Consider the following 15,943-nt stretch of genomic DNA (forward strand, 5'->3'; position numbering starts at 1 on the left):
CGGCATCGAAACGCGAATCACCACAGATCCCATGAATCCCAGATCCAGTCTGAAACGAAACGCGCTGTTCAACTTTCTGGGCAGCGCGCTGCCGATGTTCGTCTCGCTGGTCACGGTGCCACTCTATCTGGAGCATGTCGGCGCCGCGCGCTATGGCGTGCTCGCGATCGTCTGGATGCTGCAGGGGTATTTCGGTTATTTCGATCTCGGGCTGTCGGCGGCAACGTCGAACCGGATCGCCCAGCTCGCCGAAGCGACGCCGGCCGAGCGCGAATCCGTGCTGTGGACGGCCCTCGCGCTGAATGCGGGATTCGGCGTCGCCGGCGGCCTTGCGCTGCTCGCGGCCGGCCGCCTGCTGCTCACGCAGTTTCATCTCGAACCGGCGTTGAACGCGGAAGTGCTCGCCGCGCTGCCGTGGATGGCCTGCTCCGTCCCGCTCGCGACGGTCACCGGCGTGTTCTCCGGTGCGCTGACCGGACGCGAGCAGTTCGGCCCGCTCAACGCGGTGCAATTCATCGGCATGCTGATGTTCCAGGTCATGCCGCTGGTTACCGCGATCATCATGGGGCCGTACCTGCAATACCTGATTCCCGCTGCGATCGTCGGCAGCGCCGTTTCGCTGCTGTTGCTGATCGCCGTGGTATTCCGGGTGTTTCCGCTGCGTTTCGCCGGCGGTCCGCGCAAGCGGCTCGTCAAGCCGCTGTTCGCTTACGGCGCGTGGGTGACCGTGACGAATCTCGCAAGTCCGTTGCTGGAAACCGCGGACCGCCTCCTGATCGGCAGCGTGCTCGGCGCGCAGATGGTCGCGTACTACCAGGTGCCGTTCAATCTCGCCGTGCGTGTGCGCATCCTGCCAGGCGTCATTTCGAGCACGCTGTTTCCGCGCCTGTCGGCACTCGACGCGCCGAACGCCGCCGAACTGGCGATCAGCGCGATGCGTGGTCTTGCGGCCGCGATGACGCCGATGATCGTCTTCGGCATCTTCCTGATGCAGCCGTTCCTGACGCTGTGGACCGGGCACGATTTCGCGTCGAAGGCGGTATCGGTGGGCGAAACGATTTTGCTCGGCGTGTGGATCAACTCGCTCGCGTTCATTCCATACGGTCATTTGCAGGCGATCGGGCGGCCCGACGTGGTGGCCCGTTTCCACGCGTACGAACTGGTGCCGTTTATCGGTTTGCTGTGGTGGGCGTTGCACAGTTTCGGGCTGATCGGCGCCGCTCTGGCGTGGAGCGCGCGCTGCGCGGTGGACGGATTGCTGCTCTTCTGGGCCGCGCGCTTCGGCCCGCAACTGACGCGGCAACTGGTCGCGCCCGCGCTGCTCGTGATCGCCGCGTACGGCGCGACACTGCTGTTTCCGTGGCCGTCCTGGACGCGCGTGGCCGCGTGGGTCGTGCTGACTGGCGTGGCGCTTGCGTGGGCCGTATCGGCCGAGCCGCTGTTCCGCGCGCGCGTGACGCGCGTGATCTCCTCGATGCTTCAGCACACGTGGCGACGCGTGTAAGCGCCGCCACATGCACCCACCTTCCTTCACCGAATAGACCATCATGCGCATTTCCATTGCAATGGCTACCTACAACGGCGCGGCGTACCTCAGGCAGCAACTCGACAGCCTCGCCGGCCAGACCTTCCTGCCGCATGAACTCGTCGTCACCGACGATGGTTCCACCGACGAGACGCTTGCGATCATCGAACGCTTCGCTGAGCACGCGCCGTTCGACGTGCGGGTCTATCGCAATCCGGAGCGCCTGAACTTCGCGGACAACTTCCTGCGGGCTGCGTCGTTGTGCGAAGGCGACTGGATTGCTTTCTGTGATCAGGACGATGTCTGGTTGAAAGACAAGCTCGAACTCGTCGCGCGCGCGGCGGCCTACCGGCACGCGTCGATGGTCGTTCATCCGGTACGGACGGTCGATGCTGCGTTACGGCCGATCCCCGGCATCACCGCCGGGTGCCGCGTGCGGCGTGGCAACGGACCGGAACGCCTGCCGCCGCTCGGCTTTTTCGCAGGGCTCTGCATTACGTTCGACGCCGCCCTTCTGCCGCTGCTCGCACATCACCCGCGCTTTCCGGATGCCCACAACCTGCGCTATGAAGCATCACACGACAAATGGGTATCGACGCTCGCGGACGCGGTGGGTACGGTCAAATACATCCGCAAGCCGCTGACGCTGTACCGTCAGCACGGCGGCAACACCTGCGGCGCTGTGCGGAGCACACTAAAAAAAAGCTGGAACCTGAGCGCCGCCGCCGGCGCGGCGACCTATCAGGAAGGTGCAGCGCTCGCCCGGCAATACAGCGACACGCTCGCGCGCCTCGCGGCAGCGCCGGAAGGCGCGCGCTGGAAGGGGCGTCTCGAAAGAGCCAGCCGCCGCTACGAGCGGACCCATGATTTCCTGCTCGGGCGCAGCACCCTATACCGCGCGCGGAATCTGTTCTCAAGGCTGGGCGCGCTCGGCGCGCTAAGCGCCGGCTGGTCGTATCGTTTCAATCCGATCCGGCCGCCGCTGCATGCTTTCGCGAAGGACCTCTGTCTCGCGCTCGTTCGTCCTTCCGGATCGGGAGCCGAGGCAATCGACGCGGCGCTGCGCGAACCGCAGGCTGCACGCCCCGAGCAGAAATCCTGACAGTGCATGGGCGGCGCGTCGTGCCCCGGCCCTAGCTTCAGGCGCGCGCCAGCGACAGGTGCCGGCGGTGCTGGTAGTACACCTTCTCGAACCGTGCAGCAAGATCGGCCCACGAATAATTCACGGCCGTCGCGAGCGCGCCGCGGCGCAATTCGAGCCATCGCTCGCGATTGCCGATCATGCCGGCGATCGCGGCTTCCAGCGCCTTGGCATCGCGCACGGGCACAACGATGCCGTTCTCGCCATCGCGCATGTATTCGCGCGGTCCCGGAATATCCGCGATGACCGGCACCAGTCCGCACGCCATCGCTTCCAGCGGCGCCACGCCAAATCCTTCCGTGAGCGACGGGAACGCGAAGATCTGAAAATCGGCCAGCAGCGCCGGCAGGTCCGCGTTTTCGTAACGCGGCATGACGACGACGCGCGAGCGCACCGCCTCCGGAAAAGCAGCCAGCACGCTATCTTCGGTTCCGCCGGTGCCGAACAGGCCGAGCTTCGCCTGCGGATAGCGCGCGAGAATGCCGGTCATGGCTTCGGCGAGAAACGTGAAGCCCTTCCAGAACTCCGCCCGGCCGGCGAACGCGACGTTGATCGGGTCGACCGCCGCAGACGCCGTCCCGGCGATCAATCGCTGTGCAATGCGCGTGAAGCGCTCGTCGATACCGTTGCCGATCTTCTCGATGCGTGCGGCGTCGACACCGAAGCGGGTCTGCGCATAGTGCGATTCCGCGTCGTTGAGTACGAGCGATACATCCGCCAGTTCGAACGACCGCCGGCACTCCCACAGCCTGTAGCCGCCGCTATAGATCGGGTAGCGCCACGACATCGTGGTGTGGCCATCCGCACAACTTCTGACAAACAGGTCATGCCCCATGTGCTCGAAGCCGTGGCTGCGCGTGACGCTCAATTGGTGCTTGCGCCAGCCGCTCAGCCGCCGGGCAAGATTGACGACCCAGCCGTCACCGGAAGAAAGATCGAGCACGTCGTATTCGGGATGAGCCAGCACGTGCGCGAAAATCCACCACGGGAAAACAATCTTGCGCAACGTTCCTGCTGACCAGGCCACGTCGTCGAACGACAACGTCTGCACATGGTGACCGCGTTTTTGCAGCGCGTCGGCCAGCTTTAACGTCACACCCGGCGCACCGGTGCTGCGGTCCAGTTCGTGATGGATGGATAGAAGAATGTTCATGGCGTCGTGATCCTCTGGGCGTTCGACATGGTTTTTGGTGGGTTCATTACGCGTGTGAAATTGGAGGTTCGAATGATCGGCAGCAGCGAGCGAAGCGAATGCATGCGCGCCAGATAGATGCACAGATGGACGAAATACCACGTCACGAAGGCGGTCAGTTTCAGCGCGTCGGGCGCGATCGTCCGATAGCGCTTGACGCCGACGTAAAGGCGCGCCGCCTCGCAGTGCTGCTGATAGCGCGTCAGTCCACCACGCGGATCAGGTTTGTGCAGCACGCCGCCGCCGGGCATCGTGTCGCGCACCCGCAGCCCGGGCGCCAGCTGGATCGCATAACCGCGCCGCAGTGCGCGCAATGACAGTTCGGCATCCTCAACGCCGAAGAAGATGTTTTCGTCCCACTCTTCCTCGCGGAACAACGCGAGCGGAAACACGCACGCGTGAATGTTCACGCACTCCGGCTCGTCGCCGCTCGCGAAGTAACACATGAACGACAGGCGCAACGGCCGGCACTCGTGGAGGTGCGGCCCGCTCGACGCGCCACCCGTGAAAATCACCGAACCGCGCTGCTGCGGCGCGAGGTTCGCGACGTAGTCGCGCGCAGCGGCAAAGAAATCAGCGTCGGGCTGGATGTCATCGTCGAAGAACGACACGTAGCCGCATTGCGGCGCGTGCGCGAGGCAATGGCGCACCGCGTTGTTACGGTTCGCGCATACTCCCGCGCGCGGACCTTCCACCCAGACCGTGCCGGGATGGCGCGCCGCGACGGCCGCGTTGGCCGCGCGCGTAGCCGGTTCCGGAGAATCGTCGCTGACGACGATGCACGCGGGCGGCGGCACGCAACGCGCAAGATTGTCGAGGCAGGCCGCAAGCGTGTCAGTCCGGTTCATCGTCGTCACGCAGACAGCGAAGCCGGCGGCATGCGTCGCGGCGCTGGAAGCCGCATCGTTGGCAGGCCGCGATTGCGCGGCGCTCGTCGGATTGACAAGTGGGTTGGTGGTGGGACGGTTCATCGCGTGCTCCGTTTGGCGCTCCGTTTGGCGCTGCATTTGGCGCCGCAACGCGCCGGAATTCCGGCAAGTGCGCGCCAGTGTGGCCGCCGGCGCGTCAGGTTGGACGAGGTGAGAATTTTCATGGATGGATGCCCGCGCAACGTTCAGTCGAGAGCGGCGCGATTCGCCGCCATCGTGCGGGCCGGCGGGCTGAAGCGGTACATCATCGCCTTGCCGTGCGCGTCGTCTTCGACGAACACAAGGTATTCGCCTGACGCGAGGCGATGCGCGGTAATCGGCATCGCCACGTCGAGCCAGCCGCTTGTCCTGCCGACTTCCGGCCCCGGTGCGAGACGGCCGATATCGCGTCCCGTGTCGCGGTCGTACACGCGAATGATGCCGGTCAGGGTCTCGCCCGCGAAAATGTAGTCGCCTTCGACGGCGAATCCATTCAACTCCTCCCTGTCGGGTGGCCCCTGATCCGGCAGGTCGACCGCGTAGCGCAGCACGGGGTGGCCGCTTTTCCAGTGGTCGTAACGCACCAGGGTCGAGCCGGTACCGTTCCAGTTCTCCTCGTTATAGGGCCGCGCTGGCGTCGAGCCGCTGATGAACATGGTGTCGTCGGCGGGGAAATAGTTGAGGCGCGAAATCCGGTTCAACGGCGCCGGCGTCGGCCAGGTCTGCATCGCGGCGTAGCGGTAGAGCGGATTGCCGGTACGGTCGAAGCCCTGCAGCGGGAAGCGGCGCACGCCGTCCGCCTTGGTGCCCTGCCACACGTCGCCGTTGCTGTCGACCCACCACGCCTGAAGGTCGGGTGCGTCGCTACGGGCCGCGTTCTGGTCGAAATCGCCGCGCGCAAAACGGCCCTGGCCAGCCGTGTCGTGCCAGATCCATTCGCCATGCGCCGGCTGGTTCGGCGGCCACGCGCCGTCGATGTGCGCGCGCGCGAAAAAACCCGCCGGAATCGCGGTTTCGCGATCGTCGGCAAAACGGTAGATGCGCAGGTACATCGAGGCCATGTCGGTCGTGAACAGCAGCCGGTGTCCGTCGACGTCGCGCACCAGCGGCATGCCCCGCTGCCCCTGCTTCAGGCGGAAGAACGGATCGTACGGATAGCGGAAGCGGTCGGCGGTGTGTCCCGCATATGACCACTCCTGCCCTGCCGGACGCGACAGGTCGAGCACGAATCGCTTGCTGCCGCTGTACACGGACGGCGGATTGCCGCCCGCGAACTCCGCGCCGTCGACGAACAGCAGCGACTGCAGACTGAAGCGCTGCCGGCCGGCGGGCGTGTAGCTCTCGATCAGTGTGCCGTCGCTGTTGTTCGGGCCCGGCTCGAACCCACGCAGCCCCGAACCGTTCATCGACACGTAGATGTTTCCTGCGCGGTCCACGCCCACGCCTGTCAAGCCGTTAAAGCGCAGTGGGCCGGGCTTGCCTGCCCTGCCCGCATAGATGCCGCCCGCTTCGCCGAAGGTGGCCGACAATTGCATGGATGCGTCCTTGCGAATCGGGTTGCCCGATGCCGTGGACGCCGGCGACGCAGAAGAATCCGCCGCGGCCGTGAAAATCAACACCTGCTGGCGCGGGCCGTTGTCCGCCACAAACAGCCGGCCACGCGCATCGAGCGTGAGGTCGGTCGGCACCGTGCCGGGCGGCAACGCAAGCGAGCCCAGCTGCGCGCCATCGCGTGCGTGATGGACAATCCGCTGCGCATTGTCTGTGCGGATGTCCTCAATGATCCAAAGCGTCCCATCAGGCGCGATCGCGAGTTTGCCCGGTTCGTGCACCGGGAAACTGCCGACCGGCTGCATCGAACGCGCATCGAAAATTTCCACGCGGTTGTCTCGTGGATTCGACACGAAGAGTCGCGTCGCATCGGCCGCAAGACCGCGTATGGCGAAATCCCCGCTCCCTGGCGACGTCACGATCACACGCAGGAACGCGTTTCGACTGGGCCACCTGACTTGCCCCGCGAACGGCGCGCCATTGCGGAAATCGGCACGGTTGCGCCGGGACACGCCATACCAGATGGTGTCCTTCGGCGGCAGATTCTTCTCGGCCGCGATCTTGTCACCGAGCGAGCTGACGGTCTGAGCGGCGAATACGTAGTCATCGTTGACGGCGATGGCGTCGCCACCGCCCATGCCCCAGCCGTGCGATTCTCCGGCATAACCCAGCAACTGGCCGTCACGGTAGTGACCGATCTCGCCGCCGCCTTCATCCCATGGTGTGTTGGTGAAGACGTCACCCTGTGGCGTGACGGCCAGCGCCTCTACATCGATCTGCACCCAGCGCTGGTCCTTGTAGCCCCAGGTGTTGCCGATCCACGAAGTTCGATAGGACAGCGATGAATGCGCTGCGGCGGGAAGCGCCGGTTCGGCCGCGGCGGCGGTGGCGGCCGATTCCGCGGGACCCGATTCAGCCGGTACTGCCGCCCGAATCGCCACGCCACCCGATTCCAGCGCAAGGACCACCGCGATCACCGGCAGCGACAACGCGCCGGTACATACGATCCAGTCGAATGTCTTTCGAGGGATGCGCAGCATCGGCGGGTTCCTCTCAGAACGCGTCTATCGCGTCGCGATAGACCTCGGCCACCTGCGCGGCCACCACCGGGTGATCGAAGTACCTGCGTGCATAGTCGCGGCACGCGTCCGGGTCCGGCATCACGCGCACGCCGAGCAACGCATCCGCAATGCCGCAGCCGATCGCGTGAAAGCCGCCCGAGGGCAGCACCAGATCGGGCGAGAGCGGCGCCACCGCTTCCGGCAAGCCGCCGACCGGCGTCACCAGCACCGGCGTGCCGGCCGCGAGCGATTCGATTGTCGTCAGACCGAAACCTTCGAGCGCGACGGTGGGCACCACCGTCACGTCGGCCGCGCGATACCAGAGCGGCAAGGCATCGTCCGGCACGAAACCGGCAAGGCCCACCTGCTGCTCGAGGCCACGCGCGACGATGCGCCCGCGCAGCAGTTCCTGCATCGGCCCTTTGCCGGCGATCACCAGCATCACGTCGGGCACCGCCTGCTTGACGACGAACATCGCATCGACCAGATCGTCGAGGCCCATACGCGACACCAGCCGCCGCACGCAAAACAGCACCGGCCGGTCTTGCGGCAGACCGAGCCGCTCGCGGGCCTCGCGCTTGCTCACCGGCGTGGCGAAACGATCCACGTCGACGCAGCCCGGCACCACGCGAATCCGCTCCTCCGGCACACGGTAACGGATGCGCAGAATGTCACCGAATGCATGCGACAGCACGATATGACGCGTGCCGCCGCGATACACCATGCGTTCGAGCGAATAGCGCAGCGCGACCGCCACACCGGTGCGCCCTTCCACGCCGGATTCGTCGGCCCATGGTCCATGAAAATGCACGACCCGCGGCACGCTGCCGAACACGCCGAGGGTCGACGCGGCATACAGCGCGAAGTGCGACGCGACCACATCGGGCTTGCGCAAGCGCCCAAGCCGCCGCGACTGCGAACGCGCTCCCCATAACCGTGTGCCGATGCCCGCCTGTGCATTGGCGAACGACTGCACCGCACCGCCGGAATCCGCCAGCACGCCCGGACTTCCCGCAACCAGGCCGCGTACGCTCACGCCCTGCGCGGGCAATGATTCGATCAACGCCTTGAACATGCGATCGAGCCCACCCGGCCGCTCGCCGAACCAGTGCATGCCGATTTGCAGCGAATCAATCTGCGCGCTCATGATTTCACCGCCGTGACTGCTGCAGTGGCCGCAGTGCCCGCGGTGGCAGTGTCGGTGTTCGGCGTCACGTCCGCTAACCCCATTACGTTCGACGAAGCGTCCGACGAAGCGGCACGCTCGGCGGCAATCCGTTCATAGAGCGCCAGATAGCGATTCGCCATGATCTGCCAGGTCAGTGTTCGAGCAAGAATGCGCGCCGCGGTCCGCATCCGCTGGGTGTACTCATGGTCCCGCGCGAGCCGCGCGATCGCCGCCGCCAGTCCCGCTTCGTCGTCAGGGCTGTCGAGCACGGTGCCGTAGCCCGCGCCGATCACTTCCGCGCCGCCGGCCGTACGCACCGTGACCACCGGCAAACCCGAGGCCAGCGCTTCGAGCAACACCAGACTCATTGCCTCGTAACGCGACGGAAACACGAACGCATCGACCGAGCGCATCAGGTCCGGCATCTCCTTGACGAAGCCGATGAAATGCACCCGCTCGCTCACGCCGAACGACTCGGCCAGCGCCGGATACGGACTGTTGCGCAAGCCCCCGGCAACCGCGAGATGCACATCGGGTGTCGCCGCCAATGCGCGCAGCACGGTATCGAGATTCTTGCGCGGCACCCGCAGGTCGCCGGCGAACAGCAGCATGAACGGTCCTTCCGGCAAGCCGAAGCGCGCGCGCGGCACCTTGCCCGGCGTGAACTCTTCGATATCGACGCCGTTGTGGATCACGTGCAGGCGCGCCGCATCGATGCCGAGTGCGCACACTTCCGCGCCCACTTTCGCCGACACCGGCACCACCACCCGCGCACGGCGGAACGCGAGGCGCTCGCACCACGCATTCACGCGCGTGAAGATCACCTGATAGGCGGCATAGGCGCCGTCCTTCAAACGGAACGGATAGAAGCCGCACCGATACCAGCCGTCGTGAACGAAATGCACGGCGTTGACGTCGGCGCGCGCCCACGTGATGAAACCGTTCACGTGAATCACATCGAACTCCTGACGATGCGCGCGAATCCACAGCGCGGTGCGCCACGCAAACATCTGGTACTGCAGGAGCCGCGACGGCAGCCGGCTTTCGGCGATCTTCACGAAGCGCGCCCGCGCATGTCCGCTGATTTCCGGCGCGGCCTTCGAACCCAGCAGCGTGACGTCATGACCGGCTTCGAGCGCGGCGCGCGCGATCTCGTAGTTGACGCGCCCTTGTCCGTCGCCTTTGGCGACCACATGTGTGACGATCAGAATCCGCATTGCCTTACCCGTCATACCTGGCTCCCCCGGGCTTGCGGCGCCTTGGCCGCTGCAGGTCCATGCAGATGGCGCGCGTGCCGCAAGCTGATCACCGGCATGATCACGCCGACGAAGAAGAACAAGCCAGGCAGCCCGGTCAAGGTATTGACGAACACCATCATCGCGAAGATCGCGAGCGACACGCCGACGCCGGAAATCGCCAGCCGGTCTTTCGAGCGCAGGCGGCTCGCGGCGAACGCGCGCCACATCAGCATCAGGATCCCGCCTACATAGAGCAGCGTGCCCGGCCAGCCCATCACGTACGGCACTTCCATCACGCCGCTATCGAATACGACGCTCAATTGCTGCGTATCGTCGGCGGAAAGTTTGCTGCCCAGACCCGTGGTGCCGAGCCCCTGCCCCGCGATATCGCTCAGCGCAACCGTGAAGAACTGCTTGTAGAACTCGGCGCGCACCTGGTAGCTGTTGTCTTCACTAATGTTCTGAATCGTGTCGAAGCGCTTCATGAGCGGCTCGGACACTTCGTCGATTATCAGCGCCGGCGCGCCCAGCATCACGAAGCCCAGCAGACCGGCGATCAGCCGCAGTCGCCCTTTACCGTCGAGCATCGCAAGCGGGTAAATCAAGCCGATCACCAGACCGCCCCACGCCCCGCGCACCGCCGTGAACATCAGCGCGGGAATGCCGACGATTCCCATCGCAATGCGCATCTTGCCGCGTGCGCCGAGCGACAGCAGCATGACGGACATGATGGTCGTGGCGAACGGACCCGATGAATTCATCGTGCTGCCGACGCGCATGCCGAACGGCACCGCCGTACCCTCGGAGGTCATCTGCGAGGACAGCAGCCAGAAGGCGTCCCACGGCGGCGGCGAGATGAACTCGATCACGCCGTACAGGCCCATCACGAAGCCCGCATATACGAAAGTCTTGAGCAGCACGCGGTGATAGACCGGATACTCGCGCCAGGTCGCGACGAGATGAAACGCGACCAGCACCGGGAACATCCAGTTGATCAGCGTGTACAGCGCGGCGGCCGGCCCGACCGCCGCCATGCCGATCACGAACGAGTAGAACAGCGCCAGCATGATCATCACCAGCGGCGCGGCACGGCGTTCGCCGAGGATGCGGAAGTTCCTGACCAGCGTGAAGCCGCTCAGCGAGACCGCCAGCAACGGTGCGACCATCACCGGACTTTGCTGGTTGAACAAACCGTTGGCGAAGTCCGCGAGACGACGCACTTCCGGCGACAGAAAAAACAGCCAGCAAACGAAGCCGAGATAATGCGCGGGCGAGCGGCGATACAGCAGCAACGCGACGCCGAACGCACCGAGCGGAAAGATAATCTCCGCCAGCTTCGCCTGACGCAGGACGATCAGGAGGAGCGTGACAGCGAAAAGCACGAACGGCAGGCGGGTGGGATGACGCATGCCCGCAGTCCGCCGGAGCGGCACGCCCGCGGCCGCTCCGGCAGACGACGCAGCGGCGCCGGGCAGTGCACGCGGCGCTTCGTGTGGCAACGATGGTGGAGACGGCGGTGAGGACAGCGGCGGCAGCGCCGCCTTCGCACTGGAAGGGGTCACCAGCATACGCGCCATCACAACAACTCGAAGGTGTTGATGCCCGCCATGCCGTCGCGCTCGCGGCGGCGTACGCTGAATAACGGCTGGCTGCCGCGCAACTGGCGCGTGAGTCCGATGAACGGCACGCCATGCTCGAGATACGGCCCTTCCGTCTTGCGAAAACCGAATTGCTCGTAGAAATCGCGCAAGCCGACCGGCGCCGCCACGCGCGCGGCGTGTCCCGGCCAATGCTCGGCGATCGCCTGCAGCACCCGTTCGATCAGCAGCTCGGCGGTGCCGTCGCCGCGCCGCAGCGGACTCGTCAGCACCTTGTCGATGGTGACTTCCGGATCTTCCGCGTCACCGGGTTGCAGGCGCGCATACGCGAGGATCGGCATCGGACGCGCCATGTCCTCGACCGCGAACACATGCAACGAACGCTCGTCGCGGCCATCGGCGTCGAGACAGACATGCGATTGCTCGACCACAAAGACCGCGCTACGCGCCCGCAAAATCAGATAAAGCTCGCGCGCCGAGAGCTGCTCGAATTCCAGCGTTTTCCAGTTCATCACGTTCCCCAGCGGTTTCCAGGTTTTGCGAAGCAGACTTCATGAGCCCGCCCTCATAGGCCGGCTCGACACGCCGGCCCGTTGTCATGGCTACACGGTACGTCCGCAATACGCGTGGTTCCGTGCGCCATCGCACTGACGCTGGACTTTGACACTCTTTAAATACGAGACGTCCGGACACGGCCGCACCGCGAGTCTTCAATGCAACCTTGGGGCGGCCGGATACGCGCAGCGAGACACACCGAACCAACACCGCAAAAACGACGGGGCCGGTTCGTTTTATCAGTCAAGCGGCACTTCGAGAGATAGTTGGCCAACAAAGGGGCCCTCACCATGAAAGCAGCATTGCGACGCATCCTTTCCGAATCGGCACGTCTCGACGTCCTGCCGGACACGCTGGCAGACGATGCCGATCTCTACGCCGCAGGCTTGTCCTCGCTGGCGACGGTGCATCTGATGCTGGCCATCGAAGACGAATTCGACATTGAAATCCCGGACCGCATGTTGACGCGCCGGCTCTTCTCCAGCATCGATTCGATGGCCGCCGCGGTGACCGAACTGCAACAGGCGAAGGCAGCAGCATGAACGCCCCGCTGCTGGACGCGGCCGCCTCAGCCGCGCCGGAGGAACCCGCCGCCGCACCGGTCGTGCTGAGCGCGGTGGAAGCCGAACCCGGCTGGCGCGCCGCGACGCAGCGCTGCGCGGCGGTGGCCGCGCAGTTCGCCGACGCGGTAGACCATGAAGCGCGTTTTCCCAGCGAGGCTTTCGACGCGCTGCGGCGCGAACGTTTGCTGTCCGCGATGGTGTCGACCCGTTTCGGCGGCGCCGGTCTTTCGCTCGCGGATGTCGGCGCGATCTGCGAGACGCTCGCGCAGGGCTGCGCGTCCACCGCGATGGTGTACGCGATGCACCAGATCCAGGTGGCCTGCATCGAGGCGCACGGCAGCGAGTCGGCATGGCATCGGCAGTTGCTCGCACAACTGGTCGACCATCAATGGCTGCTGGCTTCGGCGACCTCCGAAGAAACCATCGGCGGCAATATGCGCACCAGCGCCTGCGCGGTTGAAATCGACGATGAGCTCGACGACGAGCCCAGCAACAAGCTCACCAACAAGCGCTTTCGCATCGAAAAGCTCGCGCCGACGATCTCGTACGGCGCGCACGCCGACGGCATTCTCGTCACCGCGCGCCGCACCGCCGAATCGGCCGCGGCCGACCAGGTGCTGATCGTCGCGTTACGCGAACAAACGCAACTGGAAAAGCGCGGCGGCTGGGATTCGATGGGTATGCGCGGCACCTGCAGCGAGGGCTTCCGGCTCGTCGCCACGGGGCTGGCCGAACAGATCCTGCCCACCCCCTTCGCCGATATCGCCGATCAGACCATGCTGCCGGTGTCGCACACGCTGTGGGCCTCGGTATGGACCGGCGTGGCAAGCGATGCGGTGAATCGCGCGAAGGCGTTCTTCCGCGCGCAGGCACGCTCGAAGCCCGGTTCGATCCCGCCGGCCGGCTTGCGCCTCGCCGAAGCAGTCGGTCTGCTGCAGATGATGCAGGCGCGCCTGTCGGTGGCGCTCGAAGCGGCGCGCGCCGCGCATCACGCGAAACACGGCGCCTGCCAGGCCGATGCGCCGCTCTCGGCAATGCTCGGCTTCGCCTCCGACATGAATACGCTGAAGACCAGCATCTCGACCACCGCACTGCAAGTCGTGCAGGAAGTGCTGATGATCTGCGGCATGGCCGGCTACAAGAACGGCACGGAATACAGCGTGGGACGCCATCTGCGCGACCTGTACTCCGCGCCGCTGATGATCAACAACGACCGTATCGCGCAGAACACCGCCAGCCTGTTGCTTGCACAGCGTCCTGCCGCACCGGGGAGAGCCTGAGATGAACACGATGACCGAGACCGCCGCGCTCGCCGCTGCGCTGCCAGAAACCGGCGCGACGCCGAGCTTTCGCGACGAACTGCTGGCCGCGGGGCTCCTGATCGACACCGGCGAAAACGGCCTGTACGGCCGCAGCCAGGTATTCGAAGACGTGGTGGATCGCCTGAATGTCGCGATCACGCATCTGGGCGCGGACCAGCAGCCGGAAGTGCTGCGCTTTCCGCCGGCGATGCGCCGCACCGACTTCGAGGACAGCGAATATCTGAAGAGCTTCCCGAATCTCGCCGGCACGATCCACTCGTTCTGCGGCAACGATATGGGTCATCAGCGCCTGTTGCGCGCGCTCGACGACGCCATCAGCGAACGCGACGACGAGCGTGGCGAAGCATGGATGGCCCAGCAAAAACCGACGCGCGTCGTGCTGACGCCGGCCGCCTGCTATCCAATCTATCCGGTGATGGCGCGGCGCGGTCCGCTGCCGGCCAACGGCCGCACCATCGACGTGCTGTCGTACTGCTTCCGCCACGAACCGTCGCTCGATCCGGGCCGGATGCAGATGTTCCGTCAGCGCGAATACGTGCGCCTCGGCACGCCTGAACAGGTGATGGCGTTCCGGCAGATGTGGGTCGAACGCGGCTCGCTGCTGATTACGCTGCTGCGACTGCCGGTCGAGGTGGATCTGGCCAACGACCCGTTCTTCGGCCGCGGCGGCAAGATCGTCGCCGATAGCCAGCGTGCCCAGGCGCTCAAGTTCGAACTGCTGATTCCGGTGGCGAACGCCGACAGCAAGACCGCCTGCCTGTCGTTCAACTATCACATGGATCACTTCGGCGCGATCTGGAAGATCGCCTGCGAAGACGGTACGGTCGCGCATACGGGTTGCGTCGGCTTCGGCATGGAACGCATCACGCTAGCGTTATTCCGCCATCATGGGCTCGACGTGAACGCGTGGCCGGACGAGGTGCGCGCGCTGCTGTGGGGCGACACCCAGGCGCGTGTCGCGTACGGCATGGCGCAGGCGCACGAGGCACGGGCGCTGCCCGCCGCGCCTGTACCGGGTGCCGGAGACAGCGCATGAGGTCGTCTCCCTCGTCCCAACTGAAGGGCGTGCCGTCCGCTTTTCCACCGCTCGCACGGCTCGACCCGCGCACTCAGGGCCCCGCGGTCCCGAGCGCGGCGTCGCTGCGCCAGCATGCGCCGCACGCGCTGCACCAGGGCGATCGCGTATGGCAGGAGACCAACTGCTACGTCGACCTGTGGATCGAGTTGCTGCATGGCTTCGGACTCGATCCGCGCGCGGCGTTCGGCTTCACCGTCACGCAGGATTTCGAAGGCGATCAGTTCACGTTCTTCAAATTCCCGCTCGAAGACCTCGAGCGGCTGTACGGCACCCAGGTGCAGGAACTCGCGATCTACGACTCGCTCGAAGCCCGCGTGCTCGCGCAAACCTTGCGCGGCCATACGGTGCTCGTGGAAGTAGACGGCTACTACCTGCCGAATACGCGTGCCACGTCGTATCGGCGCGAGCATCCGAAAACCACCGTGGGCATCGACTTCATCGATCCGGCCGCGCGCCGTCTCGGTTATTTCCACAACACCGGCTATCACCTGCTCGACGGTGAAGACTACGACGGCGTGTTTCGCAAGCTGCCGCAGTTCGCGCGGCAGCCCGATCTGCTGTTTCCTTATGTCGAATTCGCCAAGCAGGCGCGGCCCGCGCTGGAAGGCACCGCGCTTGCCGACGCGTCGGCCGAATTGTTGTGCGCGCATCTAAGCCGGCGGCCGTTGAGCAATCCGATCTCGCAGTGGCGCGTCGCGTTTCCCGACCATCTCGAGACGCTGCTCGAACGCGGCGAGGCGTTCTTTCACCCGTACTCGTTCAACCTGATGCGGCAGCTCGGCGCGAACTTCGAGTTTTTGTCGAAGTATCTGCTGTGGCTCACCAGCCAGGGCTTCAAGATTCCGGCGTCGATCCCGGCCGCGGCGCAAAGCATCGCGTCGGAGTCGATGGTGATGCAGTTCCGGCTTGTGCGGGCGATCACGCGCGCTCGCCGCGATTTGTGCGAAGACTGCTTCGATACGCTGGAAAGTGCTTACGAAAAGACGTTGCCGCCACTCGCCGCCCTGGTGTCGTGACGCACACTCGCCCTAGCTGCAGGAACT

General features: G+C 65.4%; 13 protein-coding genes. 6 read left to right on the forward strand and 7 right to left on the reverse strand.

All coding sequences use genetic code 11. The annotated features are described in order from the left end of the window. Window positions 1-31: 31 nt before the first annotated feature. Together AC3WOG_RS12705 and AC3WOG_RS12710 are read left to right on the forward strand one after the other, a co-directional pair. Window positions 32-1,504: a flippase gene (locus AC3WOG_RS12705; RefSeq protein WP_492578321.1), complete on the forward strand. Its 1,473-nt coding sequence runs from the start codon at window positions 32-34 to the stop codon at window positions 1,502-1,504. Window positions 1,505-1,547: 43 nt separating this feature from the next. Beyond that, entirely contained in the window at window positions 1,548-2,627 is a 1,080-nt protein-coding gene (locus AC3WOG_RS12710; protein WP_492578322.1) for a glycosyltransferase family 2 protein, read from the forward strand. Between the two features lie 37 nt (window positions 2,628-2,664). Here the strand turns inward: AC3WOG_RS12710 and AC3WOG_RS12715 are convergent, their stop codons facing one another. The 7 genes from AC3WOG_RS12715 to AC3WOG_RS12745 all read right to left on the reverse strand — a co-directional run bounded on the left by AC3WOG_RS12715 (window position 2,665) and on the right by AC3WOG_RS12745 (window position 11,894). Beyond that, window positions 2,665-3,819 (reverse strand): glycosyltransferase family 4 protein, encoded by a 1,155-nt coding sequence (locus tag AC3WOG_RS12715; protein ID WP_492578323.1) that lies wholly within the window; start codon window positions 3,817-3,819, stop codon window positions 2,665-2,667. Beyond that, window positions 3,816-4,829, reverse strand: a complete 1,014-nt coding sequence (locus AC3WOG_RS12720; protein ID WP_492578324.1) for a glycosyltransferase family 2 protein — start codon at window positions 4,827-4,829, stop codon at window positions 3,816-3,818. Before AC3WOG_RS12720 ends, AC3WOG_RS12715 begins: the two co-directional genes overlap by 4 nt. A 143-nt stretch (window positions 4,830-4,972) precedes the next feature. Then, a complete protein-coding gene (locus tag AC3WOG_RS12725) occupies window positions 4,973-7,357 on the reverse strand; it encodes an NHL repeat-containing protein (RefSeq protein WP_492578325.1) in 2,385 nt (794 codons plus the stop codon). A gap of 13 nt (window positions 7,358-7,370) precedes the next feature. Then, on the reverse strand, window positions 7,371-8,525 hold the full coding sequence (locus AC3WOG_RS12730) for a glycosyltransferase family 4 protein (RefSeq protein WP_492578326.1): 1,155 nt from the start codon (window positions 8,523-8,525) through the stop codon (window positions 7,371-7,373). After that, a complete protein-coding gene (locus AC3WOG_RS12735) occupies window positions 8,522-9,763 on the reverse strand; it encodes a glycosyltransferase family 4 protein (RefSeq protein ID WP_492579787.1) in 1,242 nt (413 codons plus the stop codon). The genes AC3WOG_RS12730 and AC3WOG_RS12735 overlap by 4 nt, the downstream gene beginning before the upstream one ends. Window positions 9,764-9,774: 11 nt before the next feature. Further along, a complete protein-coding gene (locus AC3WOG_RS12740) occupies window positions 9,775-11,193 on the reverse strand; it encodes a hypothetical protein (RefSeq protein ID WP_492578327.1) in 1,419 nt (472 codons plus the stop codon). A gap of 167 nt (window positions 11,194-11,360) precedes the next feature. Further along, a complete protein-coding gene (locus tag AC3WOG_RS12745; protein ID WP_492578328.1) occupies window positions 11,361-11,894 on the reverse strand; it encodes a GNAT family N-acetyltransferase in 534 nt (177 codons plus the stop codon). A gap of 333 nt (window positions 11,895-12,227) precedes the next feature. Here AC3WOG_RS12745 and AC3WOG_RS12750 point away from each other — a divergent pair, with 333 nt between their 5' ends. From AC3WOG_RS12750 to AC3WOG_RS12765, 4 genes are read left to right on the forward strand one after another with little or no spacing between them, the layout of a single operon-like run. Continuing rightward, on the forward strand, window positions 12,228-12,479 hold the full coding sequence (locus AC3WOG_RS12750) for an acyl carrier protein (RefSeq protein WP_492578329.1): 252 nt from the start codon (window positions 12,228-12,230) through the stop codon (window positions 12,477-12,479). Beyond that, window positions 12,476-13,780 (forward strand): acyl-CoA dehydrogenase family protein, encoded by a 1,305-nt coding sequence (locus tag AC3WOG_RS12755; RefSeq protein ID WP_492578330.1) that lies wholly within the window; start codon window positions 12,476-12,478, stop codon window positions 13,778-13,780. Before AC3WOG_RS12750 ends, AC3WOG_RS12755 begins: the two co-directional genes overlap by 4 nt. Before the next feature lies 1 nt (window position 13,781). After that, a complete protein-coding gene (locus AC3WOG_RS12760; protein WP_492578331.1) occupies window positions 13,782-14,858 on the forward strand; it encodes an amino acid--[acyl-carrier-protein] ligase in 1,077 nt (358 codons plus the stop codon). After that, window positions 14,855-15,916, forward strand: a complete 1,062-nt coding sequence (locus tag AC3WOG_RS12765) for a DUF1839 family protein (protein ID WP_492578332.1) — start codon at window positions 14,855-14,857, stop codon at window positions 15,914-15,916. The genes AC3WOG_RS12760 and AC3WOG_RS12765 overlap by 4 nt, the downstream gene beginning before the upstream one ends. Window positions 15,917-15,943: the final 27 nt, after the last annotated feature.

Source organism: Paraburkholderia sp. FW306-02-B (genome assembly GCF_058782725.1).